Annotated in this window: 21 protein-coding genes; 11 read left to right on the top strand and 10 right to left on the bottom strand. The window is 68.1% G+C overall.

What is annotated here, in order from left to right; all coding sequences use genetic code 11:
• Nucleotides 1–5 precede the first annotated feature (5 nt).
• A complete protein-coding gene (locus tag ABZS29_RS03145; RefSeq protein ID WP_355458037.1) occupies nucleotides 6–986 on the top strand; it encodes a ribose-phosphate diphosphokinase in 981 nt (326 codons plus the stop codon).
• A gap of 14 nt (nucleotides 987–1000) precedes the next feature.
• Entirely contained in the window at nucleotides 1001–1762 is a 762-nt protein-coding gene (locus ABZS29_RS03140) for a DUF1932 domain-containing protein (RefSeq protein ID WP_355458035.1), read from the top strand.
• Here the strand turns inward: ABZS29_RS03140 and ABZS29_RS03135 are convergent.
• The 9 genes from ABZS29_RS03135 to ABZS29_RS03095 form a co-directional block, all read right to left on the bottom strand.
• Nucleotides 1755–2357, bottom strand: a complete 603-nt coding sequence (locus tag ABZS29_RS03135; protein WP_355458034.1) for a hypothetical protein — start codon at nucleotides 2355–2357, stop codon at nucleotides 1755–1757. The two genes, ABZS29_RS03140 and ABZS29_RS03135, sit on opposite strands and share 8 nt — an antisense overlap.
• Nucleotides 2354–3004 carry a hypothetical protein gene (locus tag ABZS29_RS03130; protein ID WP_355458032.1) on the bottom strand — a complete coding sequence of 217 codons (651 nt, stop codon included), beginning with the start codon at nucleotides 3002–3004 and terminating at the stop codon, nucleotides 2354–2356. Before ABZS29_RS03130 ends, ABZS29_RS03135 begins: the two co-directional genes overlap by 4 nt.
• A 68-nt stretch (nucleotides 3005–3072) precedes the next feature.
• Nucleotides 3073–3714, bottom strand: coding sequence for a choice-of-anchor M domain-containing protein (locus ABZS29_RS03125; RefSeq protein WP_355458030.1), 642 nt, complete (start codon nucleotides 3712–3714; stop codon nucleotides 3073–3075).
• Nucleotides 3711–4355 carry a choice-of-anchor M domain-containing protein gene (locus tag ABZS29_RS03120; RefSeq protein WP_355458029.1) on the bottom strand — a complete coding sequence of 215 codons (645 nt, stop codon included), beginning with the start codon at nucleotides 4353–4355 and terminating at the stop codon, nucleotides 3711–3713. Before ABZS29_RS03120 ends, ABZS29_RS03125 begins: the two co-directional genes overlap by 4 nt.
• Nucleotides 4356–4371: 16 nt before the next feature.
• Complete coding sequence (locus ABZS29_RS03115) at nucleotides 4372–5232, bottom strand: anchored repeat-type ABC transporter permease subunit (protein ID WP_355458027.1); 861 nt, start codon at nucleotides 5230–5232, stop codon at nucleotides 4372–4374.
• Complete coding sequence (locus ABZS29_RS03110; RefSeq protein ID WP_355458026.1) at nucleotides 5229–5975, bottom strand: anchored repeat-type ABC transporter ATP-binding subunit; 747 nt, start codon at nucleotides 5973–5975, stop codon at nucleotides 5229–5231. Before ABZS29_RS03110 ends, ABZS29_RS03115 begins: the two co-directional genes overlap by 4 nt.
• Nucleotides 5972–6718 carry a choice-of-anchor M domain-containing protein gene (locus ABZS29_RS03105; protein WP_355458025.1) on the bottom strand — a complete coding sequence of 249 codons (747 nt, stop codon included), beginning with the start codon at nucleotides 6716–6718 and terminating at the stop codon, nucleotides 5972–5974. The genes ABZS29_RS03110 and ABZS29_RS03105 overlap by 4 nt, the downstream gene beginning before the upstream one ends.
• Nucleotides 6715–8253, bottom strand: a complete 1539-nt coding sequence (locus ABZS29_RS03100; protein WP_355458023.1) for an anchored repeat ABC transporter, substrate-binding protein — start codon at nucleotides 8251–8253, stop codon at nucleotides 6715–6717. Before ABZS29_RS03100 ends, ABZS29_RS03105 begins: the two co-directional genes overlap by 4 nt.
• A complete protein-coding gene (locus tag ABZS29_RS03095; protein WP_355458021.1) occupies nucleotides 8250–10826 on the bottom strand; it encodes a choice-of-anchor M domain-containing protein in 2577 nt (858 codons plus the stop codon). The genes ABZS29_RS03100 and ABZS29_RS03095 overlap by 4 nt, the downstream gene beginning before the upstream one ends.
• A gap of 306 nt (nucleotides 10827–11132) precedes the next feature.
• Between ABZS29_RS03095 and ABZS29_RS03090 the strand changes: the two genes are divergently transcribed.
• Genes ABZS29_RS03090 through ABZS29_RS03070 form a run of 5 tightly spaced genes read left to right on the top strand, consistent with a single transcriptional unit; the run spans nucleotide 11133 to nucleotide 17692 of the window.
• Entirely contained in the window at nucleotides 11133–11756 is a 624-nt protein-coding gene (locus ABZS29_RS03090) for a 50S ribosomal protein L25/general stress protein Ctc (RefSeq protein ID WP_355458019.1), read from the top strand.
• A 43-nt stretch (nucleotides 11757–11799) separates the two neighbouring features.
• A complete protein-coding gene (gene pth, locus ABZS29_RS03085; RefSeq protein WP_355458017.1) occupies nucleotides 11800–12375 on the top strand; it encodes an aminoacyl-tRNA hydrolase in 576 nt (191 codons plus the stop codon).
• Nucleotides 12376–12397: 22 nt separating this feature from the next.
• Nucleotides 12398–16021, top strand: coding sequence for a transcription-repair coupling factor (gene mfd, locus ABZS29_RS03080; RefSeq protein WP_355458016.1), 3624 nt, complete (start codon nucleotides 12398–12400; stop codon nucleotides 16019–16021).
• A gap of 28 nt (nucleotides 16022–16049) precedes the next feature.
• Nucleotides 16050–16676 (top strand): hypothetical protein, encoded by a 627-nt coding sequence (locus tag ABZS29_RS03075; protein ID WP_355458014.1) that lies wholly within the window; start codon nucleotides 16050–16052, stop codon nucleotides 16674–16676.
• Nucleotides 16677–16684: 8 nt separating this feature from the next.
• On the top strand, nucleotides 16685–17692 hold the full coding sequence (locus tag ABZS29_RS03070; RefSeq protein WP_355458012.1) for a MazG family protein: 1008 nt from the start codon (nucleotides 16685–16687) through the stop codon (nucleotides 17690–17692).
• Between the two features lie 8 nt (nucleotides 17693–17700).
• On the opposite strand, the gene ABZS29_RS03065 is transcribed toward ABZS29_RS03070, so the two are convergent.
• Entirely contained in the window at nucleotides 17701–18141 is a 441-nt protein-coding gene (locus tag ABZS29_RS03065; protein ID WP_355458010.1) for a hypothetical protein, read from the bottom strand.
• A 69-nt stretch (nucleotides 18142–18210) separates the two neighbouring features.
• Between ABZS29_RS03065 and ABZS29_RS03060 the strand changes: the two genes are divergently transcribed.
• The 4 genes from ABZS29_RS03060 to ABZS29_RS03045 are packed head-to-tail and all read left to right on the top strand — an operon-like array spanning nucleotide 18211 to nucleotide 21522.
• Nucleotides 18211–19044 carry a LysR family transcriptional regulator gene (locus ABZS29_RS03060; protein ID WP_355458008.1) on the top strand — a complete coding sequence of 278 codons (834 nt, stop codon included), beginning with the start codon at nucleotides 18211–18213 and terminating at the stop codon, nucleotides 19042–19044.
• Nucleotides 19041–19580 (top strand): tRNA 2'-phosphotransferase, encoded by a 540-nt coding sequence (locus ABZS29_RS03055; RefSeq protein WP_355458007.1) that lies wholly within the window; start codon nucleotides 19041–19043, stop codon nucleotides 19578–19580. Before ABZS29_RS03060 ends, ABZS29_RS03055 begins: the two co-directional genes overlap by 4 nt.
• Before the next feature lie 39 nt (nucleotides 19581–19619).
• Nucleotides 19620–20900, top strand: coding sequence for a phosphopyruvate hydratase (eno, locus tag ABZS29_RS03050; RefSeq protein ID WP_355458005.1), 1281 nt, complete (start codon nucleotides 19620–19622; stop codon nucleotides 20898–20900).
• A 16-nt stretch (nucleotides 20901–20916) separates the two neighbouring features.
• Nucleotides 20917–21522 carry a septum formation initiator family protein gene (locus tag ABZS29_RS03045; RefSeq protein WP_355458003.1) on the top strand — a complete coding sequence of 202 codons (606 nt, stop codon included), beginning with the start codon at nucleotides 20917–20919 and terminating at the stop codon, nucleotides 21520–21522.
• Nucleotide 21523: the final 1 nt, after the last annotated feature.

Raw genomic sequence — 21523 nt, 5'->3', positions numbered from 1 at the left:
CGGCCATGAGCGGGATGAAGCGAACCACCGAGAAGAACCTGATGGTGTTCTCCGGCAGAGCCCATCCCGGGCTGGCCAACGAAGTGGCCGAGCAGCTGGGGTCGGGCCTGGTGCCGACCTCGGCGTACGACTTCGCCAACGGCGAGATCTACGTCCGGTTCGAGGAGTCGGTGCGCGGCAGCGACGCCTTCGTGATCCAGAGTCACACCTCGCCGATCAACGAGTGGATCATGGAGCAGCTGATCATGGTCGACGCGCTCAAGCGCGCCTCGGCCAAGCGGATCACCGTCGTGCTCCCGTTCTACGGCTACGCCCGGCAGGACAAGAAGCACCGCGGCCGGGAGCCGATCTCGGCCCGGCTGATGGCCGACCTGTTCAAGACCGCGGGCGCGAACCGCCTGATCTGCGTCGATCTGCACACCTCGCAGATCCAGGGCTTCTTCGACGGCCCGGTCGACCACCTGATGGCGCTGCCGATCCTGAGCGACTACGTCCGCGACAAGTACGGCGACCAGCAGCTGGCCGTGGTCTCGCCGGACGCCGGCCGGATCAAGGTCGCCGAGCAGTGGTCCGCGCGGCTGAACAACGCCCCGCTGGCGTTCATCCACAAGACCCGCGACATCGACCGGCCGAACGAGACGGTCGCGAACCGCGTCGTCGGTGAGGTCAAGGGCCGGGTCTGCATCCTGGTCGACGACATGATCGACACCGGCGGCACGATCACCAAGGCCGCCGACGCGCTGATCGCCGAGGGCGCCGCCGGGGTGGTGATCGCCGCCACCCACGCGATCCTGTCCGGTCCGGCGGTCGACCGGCTGAAGAACTGCCAGGCCAGCGAGGTGATCGTCACCAACACGCTGCCGATCGCGGAGGACCGCCGCTTCGACAAGCTCACCGAGCTGTCGATCGCGCCGCTGATCAGCCGGGCCATCCGTGAGGTCTTCGAGGACGGCTCGGTGACCAGCCTCTTCGACGGTCGCGCCTAAGCACACCGCGAGCCATGCGGATCACCGTCTTTCACCCGGGTGCCATGGGGTCGCGGCTCGCCGGGGAGCTGGCCAGTGCCGGTCATGCGGTGAGCTGGGTCCCCGACGGGCGTAGCCAGGCGACCGTTGAGCGTGCGGAGGTAGCCGGGCTGGTCGGTCTGCCGTTTGCCGAGGCGCTGGCCGGTGCTGAGGTGGTGCTGTGCTCGTGTGCGCCGCAGGGGGCAGTGGAGATCGCCAGACAGGTCGGAAGCGCCGGATTCACCGGCCTGTACGTCGAGGCGAATCCGCTCTCGCCGGCGTCGTTGCGTGCAGCGCAGGACGCCGTACCGGGGGCAACGTTTGTGGATGCTGGTGTGGTGGGACCGCCGCCGAGTGGCGGGTCGAGTCCGACGCACCTGATGCTATCCGGAGCTGCTGCTGACGACGTCGCCGAGCTCTGGGCCGATACGGCGGTCACTCCGCGTGTGGTCGGCGCGGAACCGGGCGCAGCCAGCGCAGCCAAGTCGGCGTACGCGTTGTACAACAAGGGCAAGGCGGCCCTTGCCGTGCTGGCGTTCCAGCTGGCCGAGAAGCACGGAGTGACTGATGCGTTGGTCGCTCAGCAGGTGCGCGCGGACGCGGGCTCACTGCGCGATCCGCAACTGCCGGAGCAGCTGCGGAGCGTGGCCTGGCGCTGGGGCCCAGAGTTCGACGAGCTGGCCGAGACACTGGACGATGCTGGTCTCGAGGGCGACGCTGCTCGGGCGCTGCGTCAGGTGTGGACCAAGCTCAGCTGAAGTCCTTGAACACGTAGGGATCGATTCGTTCCAGCAGACCGTCGAAGGCGGCGGCTGTGTGCTTGACGGCGTCGGCGGTCCAGTAGCCGGCGTTCCACGCGAGCAGTACGCCGCCGTCGATCCGCCACTGCAGCTTCGGATAGTTGAGCAACCACTCCAGCACTCGTGGGTTGAGCAGAGCGCTCGCGTAGCGCCGGTCCGAGCACTCGACGGAGAAAGTCCGGTTGAACGCTGCGCTCTCGAACTCCAGCGTGTCCGGCAGCATCGGGTTCTTCGGGACCACCGCCAGGGGTGGCAGTGCGGTCGGTAGTGCCATCGCGATCACGTGACATTTCGCGGCGGTCGACGTACGGGTTGCTAGGTAGGTGAAGTCGCACGCCCACAGCCGCTGGTCGCGAACCATCCGCTCCGCGTTCCCCTGTACGCCGAACGCGCGGTTGGCCGCGTCAGCGAGCCATGGTTCGACCGGAGCCGGTGTGAGCCCGACAGCAGTCACTCTGTCGGCAAAGAAGGTGCGCTGCCGTTGCTGCACTCGCAGATAGAGCGCTCCGAGCCCCACCGCCAGAACCGCGAGTACGACGACCGTGGCGATCATGCGCCGTAGTCGCGGAGGACGAAGGGCGGGATGCGGTCGATGACGCCGACCATGGCTTCCAGCCGCGCCAGTACGTCGTGAGCCGTGAACTGGCCGACACCCCAGGACACCAGGGCGTTGCCGGCGAGCTGCCACTCCAGACCGGGGTTGGCGAGCATCCACTCCATCAGCTGGGGATGCAGGACCGCTGACGCGTACCGCTGGTCGGCACAGTCGATGCGGAAGGTGTCGTTGAACAGCTTGCTCTCCAGCTCGATGTCGTTGCCGAAGGCCCGTCGTAGCGCGGAGTCCTTCGAGACGGTGAGCGGCGGGAGAGCGGCGGGCAGGTTGAGTGCCACCAGGTGTACCTGGTGAGTCTGCGTGGTCTTGCCGTTGCTGGTTGTGTAGGTGTAGTCCAGCGCGCACATACCGCGGCCGCGGTAGTCACCGGCGAACATCTCACCCGGTCGACCGCGGGTGAACAGCGCTGCAGCAACGTCCGCCAGCCAGGGGTTCGGGGGAGCGAGGTACCAGCCGTTGCGAGCCATGGCGTCGGCGCGCTGCCGCATCGCGATCCGCTGGCGTTTCTGGAGCCCAATGATCAGCAGCGTCAGGCCAACGATCACCACTGTGCCGACAAGCAGCAGAAGCACCATGAACGCGGTCACCACGGCAACTTAGCGTTCCTGAGGTGCAGGGGGCTCGGCGCCGAGCCCCCTGCGGATTCTCGGTGCTGTTACGGCTGGACGGTGAAGGTGTAGCTCTTCTGGCCGGTGCTGATGGCAGTGCCGCCACTGGTGGTGGCGGTGACCTCGAAGACGAGGGTGTAGGTGCCGGCGGCCTCGAAGGCCCAGTTGGCGTGGGCGTGCGTGTTGATGGCGATAGAACGGCTGTCCGGCAGGCCGTTGCCGCTGTCGAACCAGACTGTCGGCGTACCGAGCGAGCTGGTCGTGTAGAGGGCGACGTCGTCCGGTCCACTGACCGAGACCAGCTTCACGGAGACGGTGTTGCCCGACAGGACGCCGCTCGGGACGCCCTCGGTGTTGAAGCCGGGCCACACGATGTTGCTCGCCTGCGTCTGCGGCAGGATCCAGACCGGGTCACCCGGCGCGCCCAGGAACGAGTACGCCGAGCTCGACGGCACCGTCGTCTTGCTGGCCGACACAGCGTTCAGTACGACGTCCGCCGGGGCGCGGTCGACCGAGGGGGTCACCGTGCCATCGCGGAGATCGAGTGTGAGCGCGGAGCCGGTCCAGTCCACGTCGATGGCGTCGACGTGACCCGATGAGATCGTGGTGAGGGCGAAGGCCGGCGTCACCGCCAGGACAGTCGCAGCGAGACCGGCGATCAGGGCGCCGGCCACCCCACGGGCCTTCATGCCTGCACCGTGAAGGTGTAGGTGGCGATGGCCGAGCTGACGGTCTTGCCGGTGGCGGCGAGGGTGCCGCACACCTTGAACTTCACCTTGTACGTACCGGCCGCTTCGAACGCCCAGTTGGCGTGCAGGTGACCGCCGGCCGTCGTACTGATCGTGTCCGGCAGTCCGTTACCGCTGTCGGCCAGCCGGGTCGGCGTACCGAACGCGTCGGTGGTGAAGATGCTGAAGTCGGCCGGGCCGGTGACGCCGACCAGGACGACCTTCAGGCTGTCGTTGGTGAACACACCCGGACCGATCTCCTCGGCGCCGATACCCGGCCAGAGCAGATCGGCGTCCTGCACCTGGGGCAGTACCCAGGCCGGGCTTCCCGGCGTACCGAGGAAGCTGTACGCCGCGTCATCCGGTACGGCGATCTGCGAACCAGGCTTGGCGACGAGCTGCACCTCGGCCGGGCTGTACTCGGTGTCGGTCTCCTCGTCGTGGACGTGCACATTGAAGGCGTTGTCCTCCCAGGCGATGCCGACGACGTCGACATGCCCTTGGTCGAGGACGACCGAGGGGGTAGCGGTCGCCGGGACAGCGACTGCGGTGAGCGCGAGGACTGTCGCAGCGGACAGTACGACGCGATGGAGCTTGCGCATGCGGTTCCTTTCAGGGTTAGGCGGAAACCCGAGCCGTCGCACGAGTGGTACGACGGGAGATGAGGCCGTGCCGGGGCGCGAACACCCAGCACGCGATGAACACCGCGGTGGCGGTGAGGACGATCAACCCGCCGGCGGCCAGGTTGAAGGCGTAGGACAGGTAGAGACCGGTCAGTCCGGAGAGAGCACCGATCACCGGCGCGATCACCATCATCACGCCGATCCGATCGGTCAGTAGGCGGGCGCAGGCGGCCGGGGTGATCATCAGCGCCAGCACGAGAATGTTGCCGACGGCCTGGATCGAGATCACGATCGCGACCGTCACCATCGCGTACATGGCCAGGTCCAGCCAGAAGATCGGCAGGCCGACCGACCGCGCGGTCTCGCGGTCCAGGCCGACCGTGACGAACTCCTTGTGCAGCGCCGCGGTGACCACCAGCAGTACGGCGCCGCCGACGGCGACGGTAATCACGTCCGCGTTCCCGATGCCGAGCACTGATCCGAACAGGAACGACTCCAGCGAACCGCCGTACCCGGGCGCCGTACTCATCACGACGATGCCGAGGCCGAACGCGCCGGCGAAGAAGACGCCGATCACGGTGTCCTCCTTGAGCCGCCGGTTCTGCGAGAACACGGCCACCGCCAGCGCGGTGATCAGCCCGGCCACGATGCCGCCGAGGACCAGGCTGGTCTTCAGCACGAACGCGATCGCGATCCCGGGAAACACCGCATGCGCAACCGCATCGCCGATGAACGCCATCCCGCGCAGCGCGACGTGGGTGCCGATCACGCCGCAGACCACGCCGGACATCAGCACGACGAGGAACGCGCGCTGCATGAACACGTGAGTCCACGGCTCGGTGAAGAAGTCGATCATCGGGTCACTCCCAGGCTGTGCACGAGCTGCTCGGACCGCGCGACTCCGAAGGCCCGCAGCCAGATCGCCGGGTCCCGCAGCTCATCCGGCGTACCGTCCGCGACGACCGTGCCGTTCAGCAGACAGAGCCGGTGGCAGGTGTCGGCCGCGGCCGGAAGGTCGTGCGTGGTCATCAGGATTGCGGTGTTCTCGGCGGTCAGTTCCTTGAACAGCCGGGTGAGGATCTCCTGCGTCGGTACGTCGAGGCCGGTGAACGGCTCGTCGAGCAACAGCAAACTCGGCTTCAGTGCGAGCGCGCGGGCGACCAGAACTCGTTGCCGTTGGCCACCAGACAGCTCGCCGATCGGGCGATCTGCGAGGTCGGTCAGGTCTACACGTTCCAGGGCTTCCTGTACGGCGTCCCGGTCGGCCTGGCCTGGTCTGCGCAGCCAGCCGATGCGGTGCGTGCGGCCGGTCATCACCGCGGTTCGGACCTGGACGGGATAGTCCCAGACGAACTCGTGGCGCTGCGGGACATAGCCGATCGAGCCCCGGGCCTCGGTCGGTGTCTTCCCGTCGATGGTGATGCTGCCGGCGGTGATCGGGAGGAGGCCGAGCAGCGAGCGGAGGAGCGTGGTCTTGCCGGCGCCGTTCGGGCCGATCAGGCCGACGTGCTCGCGAGCGGCGATCGTGAGTGAGACGTCGCTGAGGACTTCGCGGCCGCCGAGTTCGACGGCTAATCCGGTGATAGCGAGGACGGTCATCGGCGTTTCCTCACCACGACGAAGCCGGCCGTGGCGAGGACGAGGACGGCGGCGCCGGCGACGAACCACCACAGTTCAATGCGTTGACCTTCGGGCTCCGGTACGGCGGCCGCCGGCGTGGCGAACGCCGTACGGGGGTCTCCGTCGCCGGCGTAGATGCGGAGGGTCCGGCGGTCGGAGACGGAACTGCCGTCGATCAGCTTGGCCGTCATCACGACGTCCAGCAGATAGGTGCCTTCAGCATCGAACGTCCAGTTGCCGTGAACATGGGTGTTGACGTCGATGCCGGTCTGCTGCGGGAGCGGCTTGCGGCTGTCGAACACAGGTTGCGGCTTGCCGAAGTCCGAGTTGAGGAACAGCGTGAACGCGCCCGGACCGCGGACACCTTCGAGCGACCACGTCACCTCGCGATCGACCTTGGTGGCGACCTCGGTGTCCTGCGTGTTCCAGCCCGGCCAGACGATTCCGTCCTGCTGCACCTGCGGGATCACCCAGACCTGCCGCCCTGGTGTCCCGAGAAACGAGTACGCCGGATCCCGCGGTACGGCGATCTTCGCCCTGCTGGTCGCGTGCAGGACAACCGTGTCCAGGTCACGCCAGGTGGCAGGATCGGTGGTGTCGTCGCGCAGTTGCACGGTCCAGTGGCCGTCGACGAACCTGGGTCCGAGGTCGACGTGACCGTTGTCGATGGCAACTGGATTGACCGGGGCGACGGCGAGCAGCAGAGCGGCGAGCAGCTTCATCGGTGGTCCCCCAGACAGCGCTTCAGCTCGTCGGCGTTGTGGCGCATCATGTCGACATATGTCCTTGCGTGGTCGTCGAAGGAATCGCCGTACAGCGAGCAGACCTGCACGCCCTGGTCGCGGGCGACCTGGATCAGGACGGACGCGCGCTGGGCGAGGTTGGGCTCGGTGAAGACGGCCGGTACGTGCAAGTTGCGGATCGTGTCGGACAGCTTGCGGACCTGCTCGACACTCGGCTCCTGTGCCGGGTTCGGGACCACGAAACCGGCCATGGTCATCTCGTACGCCGATGCCAGGTACCCGAACGCGTCGTGCGTGGTGATCAGCTGGCGGCGGTCTTTCGGGATGGTGGCGAGCGTCGTACGGACGTAGGTGTCGAGCTCGTCGAGTCTGCTCAGGTAGGCGGTGGTGTTGGCTTCGTAGGTCTGTTTGCCGTCCGGGTCGGTCGAGATGAGGGTGTCGCGCATCAACTGCACGTAGGCCTTGGCATTGGCGACGTCTTCCCAGAGGTGCGGGTCGATCTCGCCGTGTACGTGCCTGCCGAGGACCGCCTGCGGGAGCTGGTGGATCTGGGTGGCGGGCTTGCCGAGGAAGGCGAATCTCGGGTCGTCGGGGATGGCGACCAGCGCCTTGTTCGGTACGTCGATCACGACGTTGCCGGCGGGCACCTGAGTTTGGGCGGCGCCGACCTTCTTGGCGTCGGCGTACGCGTAGACCTGGCCGGAGTCGAGGTCGACGGTGAGGTCGGTATGGCCGTCGTCCAGGACTGTCGCCTTGGTGCCGTCGGCTGGTTTGACGGTGTGGGGTTCGACGCCGACGGCGAAGGTAAAGGTGCCTTGACCGAGCGGTTTGAGTTTGCCGTCGTTGTTGTCGAGGCTGCCTTGGAGCGTGAGGCGGTAGACGCCTGGCTTGGTGAACGCCCAGTTGAGATGCGTGTGGGCGGCCGGCGGGAGCGTCGTACTGTCGGATTTGTCGAGGCCGTCGGTGGAGTCGAAGTAGCGGTCCGGCTGGCCGAGGGACTCGGTGAGGTAGGCAACGAGTTGGCCTGGGCCTTCGAGTTTGGTGGCGGCTAGTTGGACGGATGAGGTTCTGGTTGCGCCGCGTTGGTTGCCGTTGCCTCTGACGCGTAGGCCGAGCCAGAGGACGTCGAGGCCGATGTTTTCGACGAGGGGGATGACGTGGGCGCCGTACGATTCGGCCGCTTCGGCGAGTGAGACGTTCGGGGCGTCTTTGTCGGCGTTGGCGTCGATGGTCTTGATGAGGCTCTGAGGTTCGAGGAGCAAGTGGTTCGTCAACGTGACGTCTGCTTTGGCTACGCGCTTCGCGTCGGCGGGGGTCGGTTCGTAGGAATGCGGGTCGCCGCCGGCCGGCACGAGTGAGCTCGCGGTGACGCGGTCGCCGCCGATCTGTTGCACGAGGTCGGCGAGGATCTCGGTCGTCGTGACGACGTTGAGCTTGCCGTCGCTCGCTCCGGCCGTGGACGTGCATCCGGTGAGGAGCGTCAGGCAGACAGCTGCTGCGATCGCGCGCTTCACTTGGTGCCCCGCTTCGAGACCACGAGCAGCGTCGTACCGAGCAGGATGAACAACCCAGCCGCCACAAACCACCCCACCGGTACGTCGGCCCCGGTCGCCGCAAGCCTGCAGCCGGACCCGTCACCGGCAGCTCGCACCACCTCGCCCACACCTTGTGCACCCATCAACCGTTTCCCGCCACTTTGAGCACCCATCAACCACGGTTCGGCCGATGGCGTGGTCGAACCGTGCTCAAGGCCGGGGGAGCTGGCGTCGGTGTTCGCGGCGGCACTTTGTGCACCCATCGACCGTTCGGCGGCACCTTGGGCACCGGTCGACCACTTTGTGTGGGCGCGAGTGGTTGAGGGGTGCTCAAGGTTGAGGGAGCGGGCGCCGCCGGTGGGGGCTACGACCACTCTGAGGGTGGAGGTGGTGTGGGAGGTGGGGGTGGAGTGGGTGAAGGTGAGGTTGTAGGTGCCTGGCTTGGTGAAGGACCAGTTGCCGTGGGCGTGGGTGCCGATGGGGATTTGGTAGGTGTCGGGGAGGCCGTCGGCGGAGCTGAAGATGACTTGGGGCTGGCCGAAGGAGTTGAACTCGAAGACGGAGACGCGGCCGGGGCCGGTGACCTTGTCGAGGCGCCAGGTGACGGCGTTGCCGGGGATCTGGCCGGGTTTGAGTTCTTCGGTGTTCCAGCCGAGCCAGATGACGCCGGGCTTCTGGGTCTGGGGGATCTGCCAGACCGGTGTGCCCTTGGGGCCTAGGAAGCCAAAGGCGCCGCCGGGGGAGGTGGTGCCGGCTGCTGAGGTGAGGCGGATCGTGACCGCGGCGGGGTCGCGCCAGACCGGCGTACCGGGTTGGGTGCCGTCCTTGATGCGGGCCTGCAGGGCACCGGCTACCAGTCGTACGGCGTAGTCCGCGTGACCGTTCGACAACGTGGTGCTCGCGGTCGCGGGCGGGGTGGCGGACGGGGGTGCCGTGGTCGGCGCGCTCTGCGACGGGCTGGTCGTCGAGGGCTGCGTGGTGGGGACGGGGGTGGTGATGCAGGGCTTCGGGGTGCTGGACCCCGGCGGGGTGGTCGGTGCGGTGCCGGAGTGCTCGGCCGGGGAGGTGGGGGGTGAGGTGGGCGTGCCCGGGTGACCCGGGGGCGGGGTGGTCGGGGCCGGCGTGGTCGGACGCGGAGTGGTCGGGCGGCCAGGTGGCGGGGCGGTCGTGGGCGGGGTGCTCGGGGGAGTGGTGGGTGGTGAAGAAGGCGAGCTGGTGGGAGGTGAAGCCGGTGGTGTGGACGGTGGGGTGGTGGGAGGTGACGTCGGCGGGGTGGTGGGTGGGGTGGGGCAGAGGGGCGTGAGGTCGTTGCCTACTACGACCGGGAGCGTGGCGGTGTCCGTGAGGTGCTGGCCGGCCTTCGTGGTGGCGGAGTAGGTGAACTTGAGTCGGTAGAGGCCTTGTTTGGTGAAGGCCCAGTTGCCGTGGGCGTGCGTGGGCGCCGCCAGGGCGATCGACTGCGGAAGCTTCTTGTCGCTGTCGAACGCGATCAGCGGAGCGCCGAACTGGTCGAACTGGAAGACCGCGAGCTTCCCCGGACCTTCGACCTGGTCGAGTGACCAGTGGACTGGTCCGGAGAGTTTGCTGTAGTCGACGGACTCGGTGTTCCAGCCGACCCAGAGCAGGTTCTCGGCCTGCGTCTGCGGGATCTGCCAGATCGTCGCACCGGGCGCACCGAGGAACCGGTACTGCGGATCTGCCGGAACGATCTCGTCACCCTCAGGCCTCACCTGGAACGCGACCGCGCCCGGATCGCGCCAGACCGGCGTACCGCTAGTGCCGTCCTTCACCTGGAACCGCAGGCGATCACCGACCGTGCGAGCCGCCACATCCACATGCCCGACGGAGAGAACCGTGGTGACGCAAGGCGTGGGCGTCGCCACCTCGTACGGACCGACCACCCACGTGTACGTGACAGGACCCGAGCTGACCTCCGCACCGGCCGCGGTGACCGCAGTGGCCTGGAAGGTCAGCTGATACGTGCCCAGCGCCGCGAACGACCAGTTCGCGTGCACATGCCGACCAACCGGCTGGTGCAACGTCTTGTACGCCGGGTCCACCGAACTGAAGATCCGCGGCACCACACCGGTGAACTCGTCGTAGTTCGCGAAGACCTCAACGGCCCCGGGCCCGACCGCGCTCACCAGCGTGAGATCGACCGAGTCGTCACGCAGCGCACCCGCGGGAATCGTCTCCGTGTCCCACCCGGGCCAGATCAGCTCCGGATCCTGTGACTCGGGCGCCATCCACACCGTGCTGCCCGGCGTACCCAAGAAAGCGAAGGCCGGGACGTCAGGAAGTTCGACCCGGGCCGACGCAGCGTCCTCCAGGTTGAAGATCAGCCCGGCCGGATCGACCTCGCGATACGTCCCAGTCCCCACTCGCGTGCCCAGCTTGAGCGCGCTCCCGTCGTACGTCGTGTGCAGGACGTCGGTGTGGACGGCGCGCAGCACCTCGGGTGCGGGAGAAGCACCCGCGGTCAGGCAGAGGAGGCCGAGCGTGAGGCTCAGCAGGGCGGACAGGAGCGCGGGACGGGAGTGAGTGGCGGTCACAGCCGCGGACTTTATCTGAATCGACAATCATTTTCATTAGGGTCCAGAGTTTCCTGCCCGGATGACGCCCAAAAGTCGTGTCGAAGTACCGGCCGGAGCTGATTTCTCGTCTGGCCGTGGTGGTGGGTAGACTGTTGAGGTTGCCTCGGCGAGGGACGCCCCCCGAGAACTGATGGGCGCGGCTCCGTGATCGACGCGGTGGTTCGTTGCTTGATGCCTTCTCGGTGTCAGCAGGCGCCCGCTGAGGCCGCAGCCGAGTTTCAGCCAGTCAACAGATCACCGCAACGCATCTGAGGAGTACATCTCGTGGCCGAGGTCAAGATCCAAGCCGAATCGCGCACGGAGTTCGGCAAGGGTGCTGCCCGCCGAATCCGCCGGGACAACAAGGTGCCCGCCGTTCTCTACGGCCACGGCACCGACCCGGTTCACATCACGCTGCCGGGTCACGACACCATGCTGGCGCTGAAGACCGCCAACGCCCTGCTGCTGATCGAGGTCGTCGGCAGCGAGAGCCTGCTGGCGCTGCCGAAGCAGGTCCAGCGCGACCCGCTGAAGGGCACCATCGAGCACGTCGACCTGGTCATCGTGAAGCGGGGCGAGAAGGTCGAGGTCGAGATCGCCGTGCACGTCGAGGGCGACGCCGCCGGCGGCACGCTGGTCGTGCTGGAGAACGCCTCCGTCCTGGTCGAGGCCGAGGCGACCCACATCCCCGACGGTGTGGTGCTGAACATCGAGGGCCTCGAGGCCGGTACGGCGATCCACGCCTCCGACCTGAAGCTCCCGACCGGTACGACGCTGGCCGTCGACCCGGAGACCCTGATCGTCAACATCACCACCGCGAGCACCGCGGAGCAGGTCGACGCCGAGATGGCCGAGGCTGAGGCCGGGGCGGGCGTCGTCCGCGACGAGCCGACCGCCGCTCCCGCCTGACGGTAAGCAGCAGTACGTAGAGACACCAGGAGGGCCGGGATCCGTGGCGGACGACGTGTGGTTGGTCGTCGGGCTGGGGAATCCCGGCCCTACCTATGCCCGGACCCGGCACAACATCGGCCACCTGGTGGCCGACGAGCTGGCGGCCCGGACCGGCAGTTCGTTCAAGCAGCACAAGCAGGTCAAGGCCGAGGTGATCGAGACCCGGATCAACGGCCTGCGCACGATCCTGGCCAAGCCTCGCTCCTACATGAACGAGTCTGGCGGGCCGGTGTCGGGCCTGCTGAAGTTCTTCAAGGTGGATCCGGCCAACCTGATCGCCGTCCACGACGAGCTGGACATCGACTTCGGCGTTCTGCGGTGCAAGTTCGGCGGCGGCGACAACGGGCACAACGGCCTCAAGTCGCTGCGGAAATCACTTGGCACCGGTGAGTACTATCGAGTGCGGTTCGGTGTGGGTCGTCCACCGGGCCGGCAGAGTCCCGCCGATTTCGTCCTCAACGAGTTCTCCGCGGCCGAGCGCAAGGATCTCCCGTTCGCCGTGGACCGGACCGCGGACGCGGTCGAGTCGCTGATGACGGCCGGCCTCGAAACAACCCAAGGCCTGTACAACACCTGACAATGCTAGGAATGGGCGCCTCGTGAAACTCAGCGGTCTGATCGACACCCTGGTCACCGATCCGGTCGTGGCCGAGGCCGTTCGGGACGCCCGCGGGGAGGTCGTCACGGCCCTCGACCTGGCCGCGCCCGGCCCGATCCGCCCGGTCCTGCTGGCCGCGCTGGCCGCCGAGCGAGGCGCGAACCGCCCGGTGCTCGCCGTCACCGCGACGTTCCGCGAGGCCGAGGAGCTGACCGAGGCACTGCAATGCCTGGTCGAGCCTGGTTCGGTCGCCTACTACCCGGCCTGGGAGACGCTGCCGCACGAGCGCCTTTCACCCCGGTCGGACACGGTCGGCCGGCGGCTCGCCGTACTGCGGCGACTCGCGCACCCGGATCCGTCGGACGAGACGACCGGGCCGATCAAGATCCTGGTCGCGCCGGTGCGGTCGGTCCTGCAGCCGCAGGTCGCCGGACTGGCCGACCTCAAGCCCGTGCAGCTGCATGTCGGCGACACGGTCGAACTGGCCGATGTCACCGAGCGGCTGGCCGCGGCGGCGTACCACCGGGTGGACCTGGTCGAGCGGCGCGGCGAGTTCGCGGTCCGCGGCGGCATCATCGACGTCTTCCCGCCGACCGAGGAGCACCCGCTGCGGGTCGACTTCTTCGGTGACGACGTGGAAGAGATCCGATACTTCGCAGTCGCCGACCAGCGCTCGCTGGAGATCGCGGAGCACGGTTTGTGGGCGCCGCCGTGCCGCGAGCTGCTGCTGACCGACGAGGTGCGGGCGCGCGCCGCCGTACTGGCCAAGGAGCACCCGACGCTGGCGGAGCTGTTCGAGAAGCTCGCCGAGGGGCATGCGGTCGAGGGCATGGAGTCGTTGGCTCCGGTGCTGGTCGACCACATGGAGCTGCTGGTCGATCTGATGCCGGCCGGGACGCACGTCGTGGTCAGCGATCCGGAGCGGGTGCGGGCGCGGGCGCACGACCTGGTCGCGACAAGCCAGGAGTTCCTGGAGGCGTCCTGGGCGGCCGCAGCCGGTGGCGGTGAGGCGCCGATCGATCTGGGCGCCGCGGCGTACGTGTCGCTGGGTGATGTCCGGTCGCATGCTCTGAGCAAGGGCTTGGCCTGGTGGAGCCTGTCGCCGTTCACGGCGGCGCCGACCGATGCGCCGGAGCTGCGCGACTCGATGGGTGCACGAGTCTCCCTGGACGTTGACACCGACGCGGGCGCGGTCCGCAGCCGCGTGATCGCGGCGCACGAGGTCGATCCGTACCGCGGTGAGACAGCGGCTGCGGTCGAGGACATCCGGGGCTGGCTCCGCGACGGCTGGCGAGTCGTCTGCGTGACCGAGGGACATGGTCCGGCACAGCGACTGGCTGAGCTGCTGTCCGAGGCGGAGGTCCCGGCGCGAGCGGTCGAAGGCATCGACTCGGTTCCCGAGCCGGGCGTCGTACTGATCTCGCAGGGCGCGCTCGATCACGGCTTCGTTGCTGAGGGCATCAAATTCGCCGTACTGACCGAGAACGATCTGGCCGGTCAGCGCTCCGCGGCCGAACGCCGTTCCCAGCAACGGATGCCGAGCCGCCGGAAGAAGGCCGTCGACCCGCTCGAGCTGCAGCCCGGCGACTTCGTCGTCCACGAACAGCACGGCGTCGGCCGGTACGTCGAGATGATGCAGCGCACCGTCGGGACGGGCACGCAGAAGGCCACCCGCGAGTACGTCGTGATCGAGTTCGCGCCGAGCAAGCGCGGCCAACCGGGCGACCGGCTGTACGTGCCGACCGACCAGCTCGACCAGGTCACGCGGTACGTCGGCGGTGAGCAGCCGAGCCTGGACAAGATGGGCGGCGGCGACTGGGCCAAGCGCAAGGGCCGCGCCCGCAAGGCGGTCAAGCAGATCGCCGGCGAGCTGATCAAGCTGTACGCCGCGCGCCAGGCGACCAAGGGACACGCGTTCGCCAAGGACACCCCGTGGCAGCGTGAGCTCGAGGACGCGTTCCCGTTCGTGGAGACGCCCGACCAGCTGGCCACCATCGACGACGTGAAGCGCGACATGGAGCGCGTCATGCCGATGGACCGGATCGTCTGCGGTGACGTCGGGTACGGCAAGACGGAGATCGCCGTACGGGCTGCGTTCAAGGCGGTCCAGGACGGCAAGCAGGTCGCCGTACTGGTGCCGACGACGCTGCTCGTGCAGCAGCACTACGCGACCTTCGCGGAGCGGTATGCGGCCTTCCCGGTCAACGTGGCGCCGCTGTCACGGTTCCAGACCGACAAGGAGGCCAAGGCGACGCTGGACGGCCTGGCCGACGGTTCGGTCGACGTCGTGATCGGCACGCACCGGTTGCTGTCCGGCGAGGTGGCGTTCAAGGACCTCGGCCTCGTCATCGTCGATGAGGAGCAGCGGTTCGGCGTCGAGGCCAAGGAGCAGCTCAAGCGGCTGCGGACCGCGGTCGACGTACTGACGATGTCGGCGACGCCGATCCCGCGCACGCTGGAGATGTCGATCACCGGCATCCGGGAGATGTCGACGATCGCGACCCCGCCCGAGGAGCGGCACCCGGTGCTGACCTTCGTCGGCGCCTACGAAGAGGGCCAGGTGACCGCGGCGATCCGGCGCGAGTTGCTGCGTGAGGGCCAGGTCTTCGTGGTGCACAACCGGGTGAACACGATCGAGAAGGCGGCCGCGCGGATCCGCCAGCTCGTGCCCGAGGCGCGGGTCTCGGTGGCGCACGGCCAGATGAACGAGCACACCCTGGAACAGGTGATCCAGGGCTTCTGGGAGAAGCAGTCCGACGTCATCGTCTGTACGACGATCGTCGAGTCCGGTATCGACATCTCGAACGCCAACACGATGATCGTCGAGCGCGCCGACCTGCTCGGCCTGTCGCAGCTGCACCAGCTGCGCGGCCGCGTCGGCCGTGGTCGCGAGCGGGCCTACGCGTACTTCTTCTTCCCGCCGGAGAAGCCGCTGACCGAGACGGCGCACGACCGGCTGGCGACCATCGCCCAGCACGCCGATCTCGGCGGCGGTATGGCGGTCGCGATGAAGGACCTGGAGATCCGCGGCGCCGGCAACCTGCTCGGCGGCGAGCAGTCCGGGCACATCGCCGATGTCGGCTTCGACCTGTACGTGCGACTCGTCGGCGAGGCGGTCGCGGAGTACAAGGGCGACACCCCGGCCGAGGAGCCCGAGGTCAAGATCGAGCTGCCGATCGACGCGCACCTTCCGCACGACTACGTCCCGTCGCAGCGGCTCCGCCTCGAGATGTACCAGCGCCTGGCCGCCGTCCGCGACGCCGACGGGATCGCCGAGCTGGTCGAGGAGCTGCACGACCGGTACGGCGACATCCCGCAGCCCGTGCTGAACCTGATCGAGGTGGCGAAGTTCCGCAACCACGCCCGGCAGGCGGGGCTGCAGGACGTCACCCTGCAGGGCAACCTGGTCCGGTTCGGGCCGGTGGATCTGGCCGATTCGAAGGTGCTGCGCCTCAACAGGCTGTACCCGAAGAGTCTGGTCAAGCCGCAACTGCGTACGATCCTGGTGCCGAGACCTGCCACCCGGCAGATCGGCGGCCAGCCGCTCCGTGACCAGGAGCTGCTGCAATGGTGTACCCGGTTGATCGACGACGTGATCGCCGAACCGATCGTGGTACCGGCGTGACTTCGACTGGAGATGCGAGGAGATTTCGGTGAGCAGAGCGCTTAAGGCTCTCGGTGTGGTTGCGGCCACGGTGCTGCTGGCGAGCGGCTGCGCGGCCGGTACGCACCCGGGTGCGGCGGCCGTGGTCGGCAACACCGAGATCAGCATCGGCGAGGTCGACAAGGTCTCCCGGGCGGTGTCCGACGCGCTCGGCCAGCCGTTCGAGACCAAGGTGACGCTCGGCGAGCTGGTCAACAACGCCCTCGTCCGGCAGGTCCGCGACCAGCGGTCGGTGACCGTCAGCGACGCCGAGACCGCGGCCGCGATGAAGCTCGTGGTCCGCGACCCGGCGGCGTACAGCAAGTTCGAGGCCGACCCGGTGGCGAAGGACTTCCTGGCCCAGGTCGCCTCGACCGCGGTGGCGACGATCAAGCTCGGCGGCGGCACCGGCGTGACCGACCCGCAGGTGCAGCAGGCCCAGAAGGCCGGCCTCACGATCGTCAAGGACGTCTCGAAGAACATCACCGTCGACATCTCGCCGCGGTTCGGCAAGTGGACCGACGGCGCGATCGACGGCGCGATCTCCGGTTCGCTGTCCGAGGAGTCCGCGCAGGCCAAGGCCAAGCGCGAGGCCGCCGAGAAGGCGCAGCAGCAACAGCAGCAGCCGCAGGGCTGAGGTAGCTGATGTCCGGAGCCCCCGGTGGGTCGATCACGGTTGTCCTGACCAGCCCCCGGGTCGCTCCGGGGCTGCTCACCCGGGTCGCCTGGACGGCGTTGTCGTCCGCCGATCTGATCGGAGCCGGCAGCGCGGTGGCCGCCGGTGACGACGGTACGGACGCGCACCGGCTCAGGCCGGACGTGCAGGCGATCGCCGGGTCGGGGTTCGTGGTCACGCCGGTCGACGGCGCTGACGCCCAGCACTGGGCTTGGCTGGCAGACGCCGCGACCGCCGGGCAACGCGTTGCCTGGCTGGTCGGTGAGGATGGCGAGCCTGGCTTGCTCCGGATCGTCGCCGAACAACTCAGCAGCGAGCCGAGGCCGCCGTACGAGGTGGAGATCCTGCACGGCTCGTACGACGTCCCAGGCGCCCGCCTGATCGACCTCGTCCGCGTGATGGACCGCCTCCGCCGGAACTGCCCCTGGGACCAGGAGCAGACCCACGAGAGCCTCGCGAAGTACCTGCTCGAGGAGACCTACGAAACCCTCGAAGCCATCGACACCGGCGACCGCACGCACCTGCGCGAAGAGCTCGGCGACCTCCTGCTCCAGGTCGTCTTCCACTCCCGCGTCGCCGAGGACGACAACGTCTTCACGATCGACGACGTCGCCGGCGGCATCGTCGAGAAGCTGATCCGCCGCCACCCACACGTCTTCGGCGACGTCAACGCCGCCGACGCCGCCGCGGTCGAAGCCAACTGGGAAACCATCAAAGCCGCCGAGAAACAACGTTCCTCGGTCCTCGAAGGCATCCCGACTGCACTTCCCGCCCTGGCCCTCGCCGACAAGATCCTCGGCCGCTCCGCCAAGGTCCCCGCCGAACTCCCCGCCCCCACCGACGACCAGTCCCGCATCGGCGCTCAGCTCCTAGACCTCGTCCGCGAAGCCCGCACCCTCGGTGTCGACGCCGAACAAGCCCTCCGCACCACCCTGACCCAGCTCACCGCCGAGATCCGCGCCGCCGAAACGCCCTGACCCGAGCCTCAGCTCAGCGACTTCAGGATCGCGGCTTCGGTGGTGGGCCAGTTCTTGAAGAGGTAGGCGTGCTGGACGACGGGTTGTACGGCGGCGATCACGTCGGGCTTGTCGTCGACGAAGTGCGTCAACCCGAGATCCGCGCAGTGGATGGCCTTCTCGGGCCGACGCAGGCAGAACCGCACGTTGCCCTCGGGGATGCCGGTCTGCGCGAAGAAGTCGTGGTGCCGCAACCATTCCAGTGACCTCGCCTGGATCCGCGGACCGCACTTGGAGACCAGCCAGGTCTCGGCGAACCGCGGAACCAGACGGGCGATGGTGTCGAACGCCTCCGGTACGGCGGGAGTCCGCAGCATCGCCGCGGTGTCGCCGGCGAAGAACGACGTGTCGCCAGGACCTGACGTGCCGTTGATGATCACCCGCCCGATGTCGATTCCGAGTTTGTTCATGGATTCAGCGTGGCCGCGCGAGGACTTCAGCAGAACTAGTAATTGTCGATAGAGCTATAGTTTGTGGTGATGACTCTGGTGGCTGAGGATCTGCGGGTGTTCGCGGTATTTGCGCGGCACCGGAATTTCACGCGGGCCGCAGTGGAGCTCCATGTGAGTCAGCCCGCGTTGCACACAAGGATTCGCAAGCTGCAGGAGCGGCTGGGGCACGAGCTGTATGTGAAGCGCGGACGCCTGTTGCACCTCACCGATGCCGGCGAGCGGCTTGCGTTGTTCGCCAACGAAGAGGCAGACCGGGCGACCGACTTCCTCCGCACGCTCGGTGCCGCGCCGCCACGACCGACCGTGCTGATGGCAGGTTCCGGCGCCTACCTCTACGTGCTCGGCGAGCCGATCCGCCGGTACGTTGGCAAGGGCCGCGAGCTGCGATTGCTCACCGGCGACGCGACTCGCACCCTGGAAGCGCTGCGAGACGGTACGGCGGACGTCGGCGTGACCGCCCTGGGTGTTCCACCGGATGACCTCGACTGTGAGCTGCTGGGACAGTTTCCGCAGACCCTGATCACGCGGTCCGATCACCATCTCGCGAAGCGGCGGACGGTTCGGCTCAAGGACCTGCAGGACGAGGCGCTCGTCGTACCGCCGAAGGGACGTCCGCATCGGGATCAGTTGGAGCGGGCACTGCTCGATCAGGGCGTGCGGTGGTCGGTCGCGGTCGAGGCGGAGGGATGGGAGTTGCTGGTCCACTTCGTGCGGCTCGGGATCGGGCCGGCGGTCGTCAACGGCTCGGTCCGTACGTCGGGCGCCCTGCGGAGGATCCCCGTCAAAGACCTCCCGCCGATCCGGTACTACGTGATCACCCGCGGCGAGCGTGGTGACGAGTTGAAGAAGTTGCTGCTGTGAGCGCCGACAGCAGGGCGTTGTCCAGGTTGCTGAGGCACACCGCGGGGGAGCGCGGGCTCGCGATGACCGCGGACGGGTGGGCGGCGATCGCCGACGTACAGAAGCTCCTCGGGATGAAACGCGAGGACCTCGACCGTGCCGTCGAGGAGAACGACAAGCAGCGTCTGCAGGTGGACGGAGAGCTGGTCCGGGCGTGTCAGGGGCACTCGCTCGCCGGGATGCCGGTGACCCGTGAAGCTTTGGAGAACAGTTGGGAGCGCGTTCACCCTGATCACCTGTTGTGGCATGGGACTACGCAGAGTGCGGTCCCGGTGATTAGGCGTGAGGGCTTGAAGCCGGGGCGGCGTACCCATGTCCATCTGGCGCCTGCGCAGGACAGCCTGGTGGGGCGGCGGACCAAGGTCGACGTGTTACTGGCTGTGAATCCTGAGAATTTGCCCGTGTATCGGGCGCCCAACGGGGTGTTGCTGGTTCGGGAGGTCCCCGCGGATGCGATCGTGGACGCGGTCCACCCTGCCGGGTGGTCTCACCGCTAGGCTCGGAGCCGATTCGTCATCGAAACCTGGGAGTCAATTGTGGCCACCATCGAGGCCGTCGGCGCCCGCGAGATTCTCGACTCGCGCGGCAACCCCACTGTCGAGGTCGAGGTTCTCCTCGACGACGACACCGTTGCCCGGGCCGCAGTGCCGTCGGGTGCCTCCACCGGTCAGTTCGAGGCCGTCGAGCTCCGTGACGGCGACAAGGCCCGGTACGGCGGCAAGGGTGTCCTGAAGGCCGTCACGGCCATCCTCGAGGACATCGACAAGGAGATCGTCGGGTACGACGTCCACGAGCAGCGGCTGATCGACCACGCGCTGCTCGACCTGGACGGGACCCCGAACAAGGCCAAGCTGGGCGCGAACGCCATCCTCGGCGTCAGCCTGGCGGTCGCGAAGGCCGCGGCGGAGAGCTCCGGCCTGCCGCTGTTCCGGTACGTCGGCGGCCCGAACGCGCACGTCCTGCCGGTCCCGATGATGAACATCCTGAACGGCGGCTCGCACGCGGACAGCAATGTCGACGTGCAGGAGTTCATGATCGCCCCGATCGGCGCCTCGACCTACGCCGAGGCCCTGATGCAGGGTGCGAGCGTCTACCACGCGCTGAAGGCGGTCCTGAAGGAGCGCGGCCTGTCCACCGGGCTGGGTGACGAGGGCGGCTTCGCGCCGAACCTGGCCAGCAACCGCGAGGCGCTCGACCTGATCGCGGTCGCGGTCGAGAAGACCGGCCTGAAGCTCGGCACCGACATCGCGCTCGCGATGGACGTGGCGGCCAGCGAGTTCCACACCGACGGCGTCTACGCCTTCGAGGGCGGCAAGAAGTCGGGCGACGAGATGATCGCCTACTACGCCGACCTGGTCGCGTCGTACCCGATCGTCTCGATCGAGGACCCGCTGAACGAGGAGGACTGGGAGGGCTGGAAGAACCTCACCGGCCAGCTCGGCGACAAGATCCAGATCGTCGGCGACGACCTGTTCGTCACCAACGTCGAGCGGCTGCAGCGCGGTATCACCGAGAAGTCCGCGAACAGCCTGCTGGTCAAGGTGAACCAGATCGGTTCGCTGACCGAGACCCTGGACGCGGTCGACCTGGCCCACCGCAACGGCTTCACCTGCATGATGAGCCACCGCTCCGGCGAGACCGAGGACACCACGATCGCCGACCTCGCGGTCGCGACCAACTGCGGTCAGATCAAGTCCGGCGCCCCGGCCCGGTCCGACCGGACCGCGAAGTACAACCAGCTGCTCCGGATCGAGGAGGAGCTCGACGACGCGGCGGTCTACGCCGGTCGTTCGGCCTTCCCCCGCTACCAGGGCTGATTCAGGGAGTTTGCGCATGTCGTCCCGACGGGAGTCCGGTGCACGTCCTGGTTCACGGCCGTCCAGCCGTACCCAGACGCGGCCACCGTCCCGCCGGGGCGACCAGCCCAAACGCCGGCCGGCGGTCTCCGCCGGGGCCGGCCCGGTCCGGACCAGGGGATCCCGCAACCTGACCGGGCGGGCGGCCGTCGTGCTGCTCGTGCTCGGTGCGCTGATCGTGTCGTACGCGCAGAGCTTGCGGGTGTGGTTCGACCAGCACCAGCAGATCACCGCGCTGAACCAGGAGATCCACGACCGGCAGAAGCGGGTCAAGGAGCTGAACGACGAGATCGCCCGCTGGGACGACGACGCGTTCGTGAAGGCGCAGGCGCGGCAACGGCTCGGCTGGGTGATGCCGGGCGAGGTCGGCTACCGGGTGATCGGTGCCGACGGCAAGCCGATCGGCGCGCCGCCGGAGCCGGGGGCGCCGGTGGAACCCGGCGACGAAGCCACCCAGAAGCCGGTTTGGTACACGAAGTTGTGGGGGAGTGTCGAGGGCGCCGGAAAGCCACCGGCGGCACCGACGAAGCGGCCGGTCACACCGACGCCGAAACCGATCCTGACCCCCTCGCCCGAAAGGTGAT

The sequence above is a fragment of the Kribbella sp. NPDC005582 genome, assembly GCF_040605415.1.
Taxonomy (GTDB): Bacteria; Actinomycetota; Actinomycetes; order Propionibacteriales; family Kribbellaceae; genus Kribbella.
Note: the sequence above shows the minus strand (reverse complement) of the source record. Positions and strands in the feature narration are given on the sequence as shown.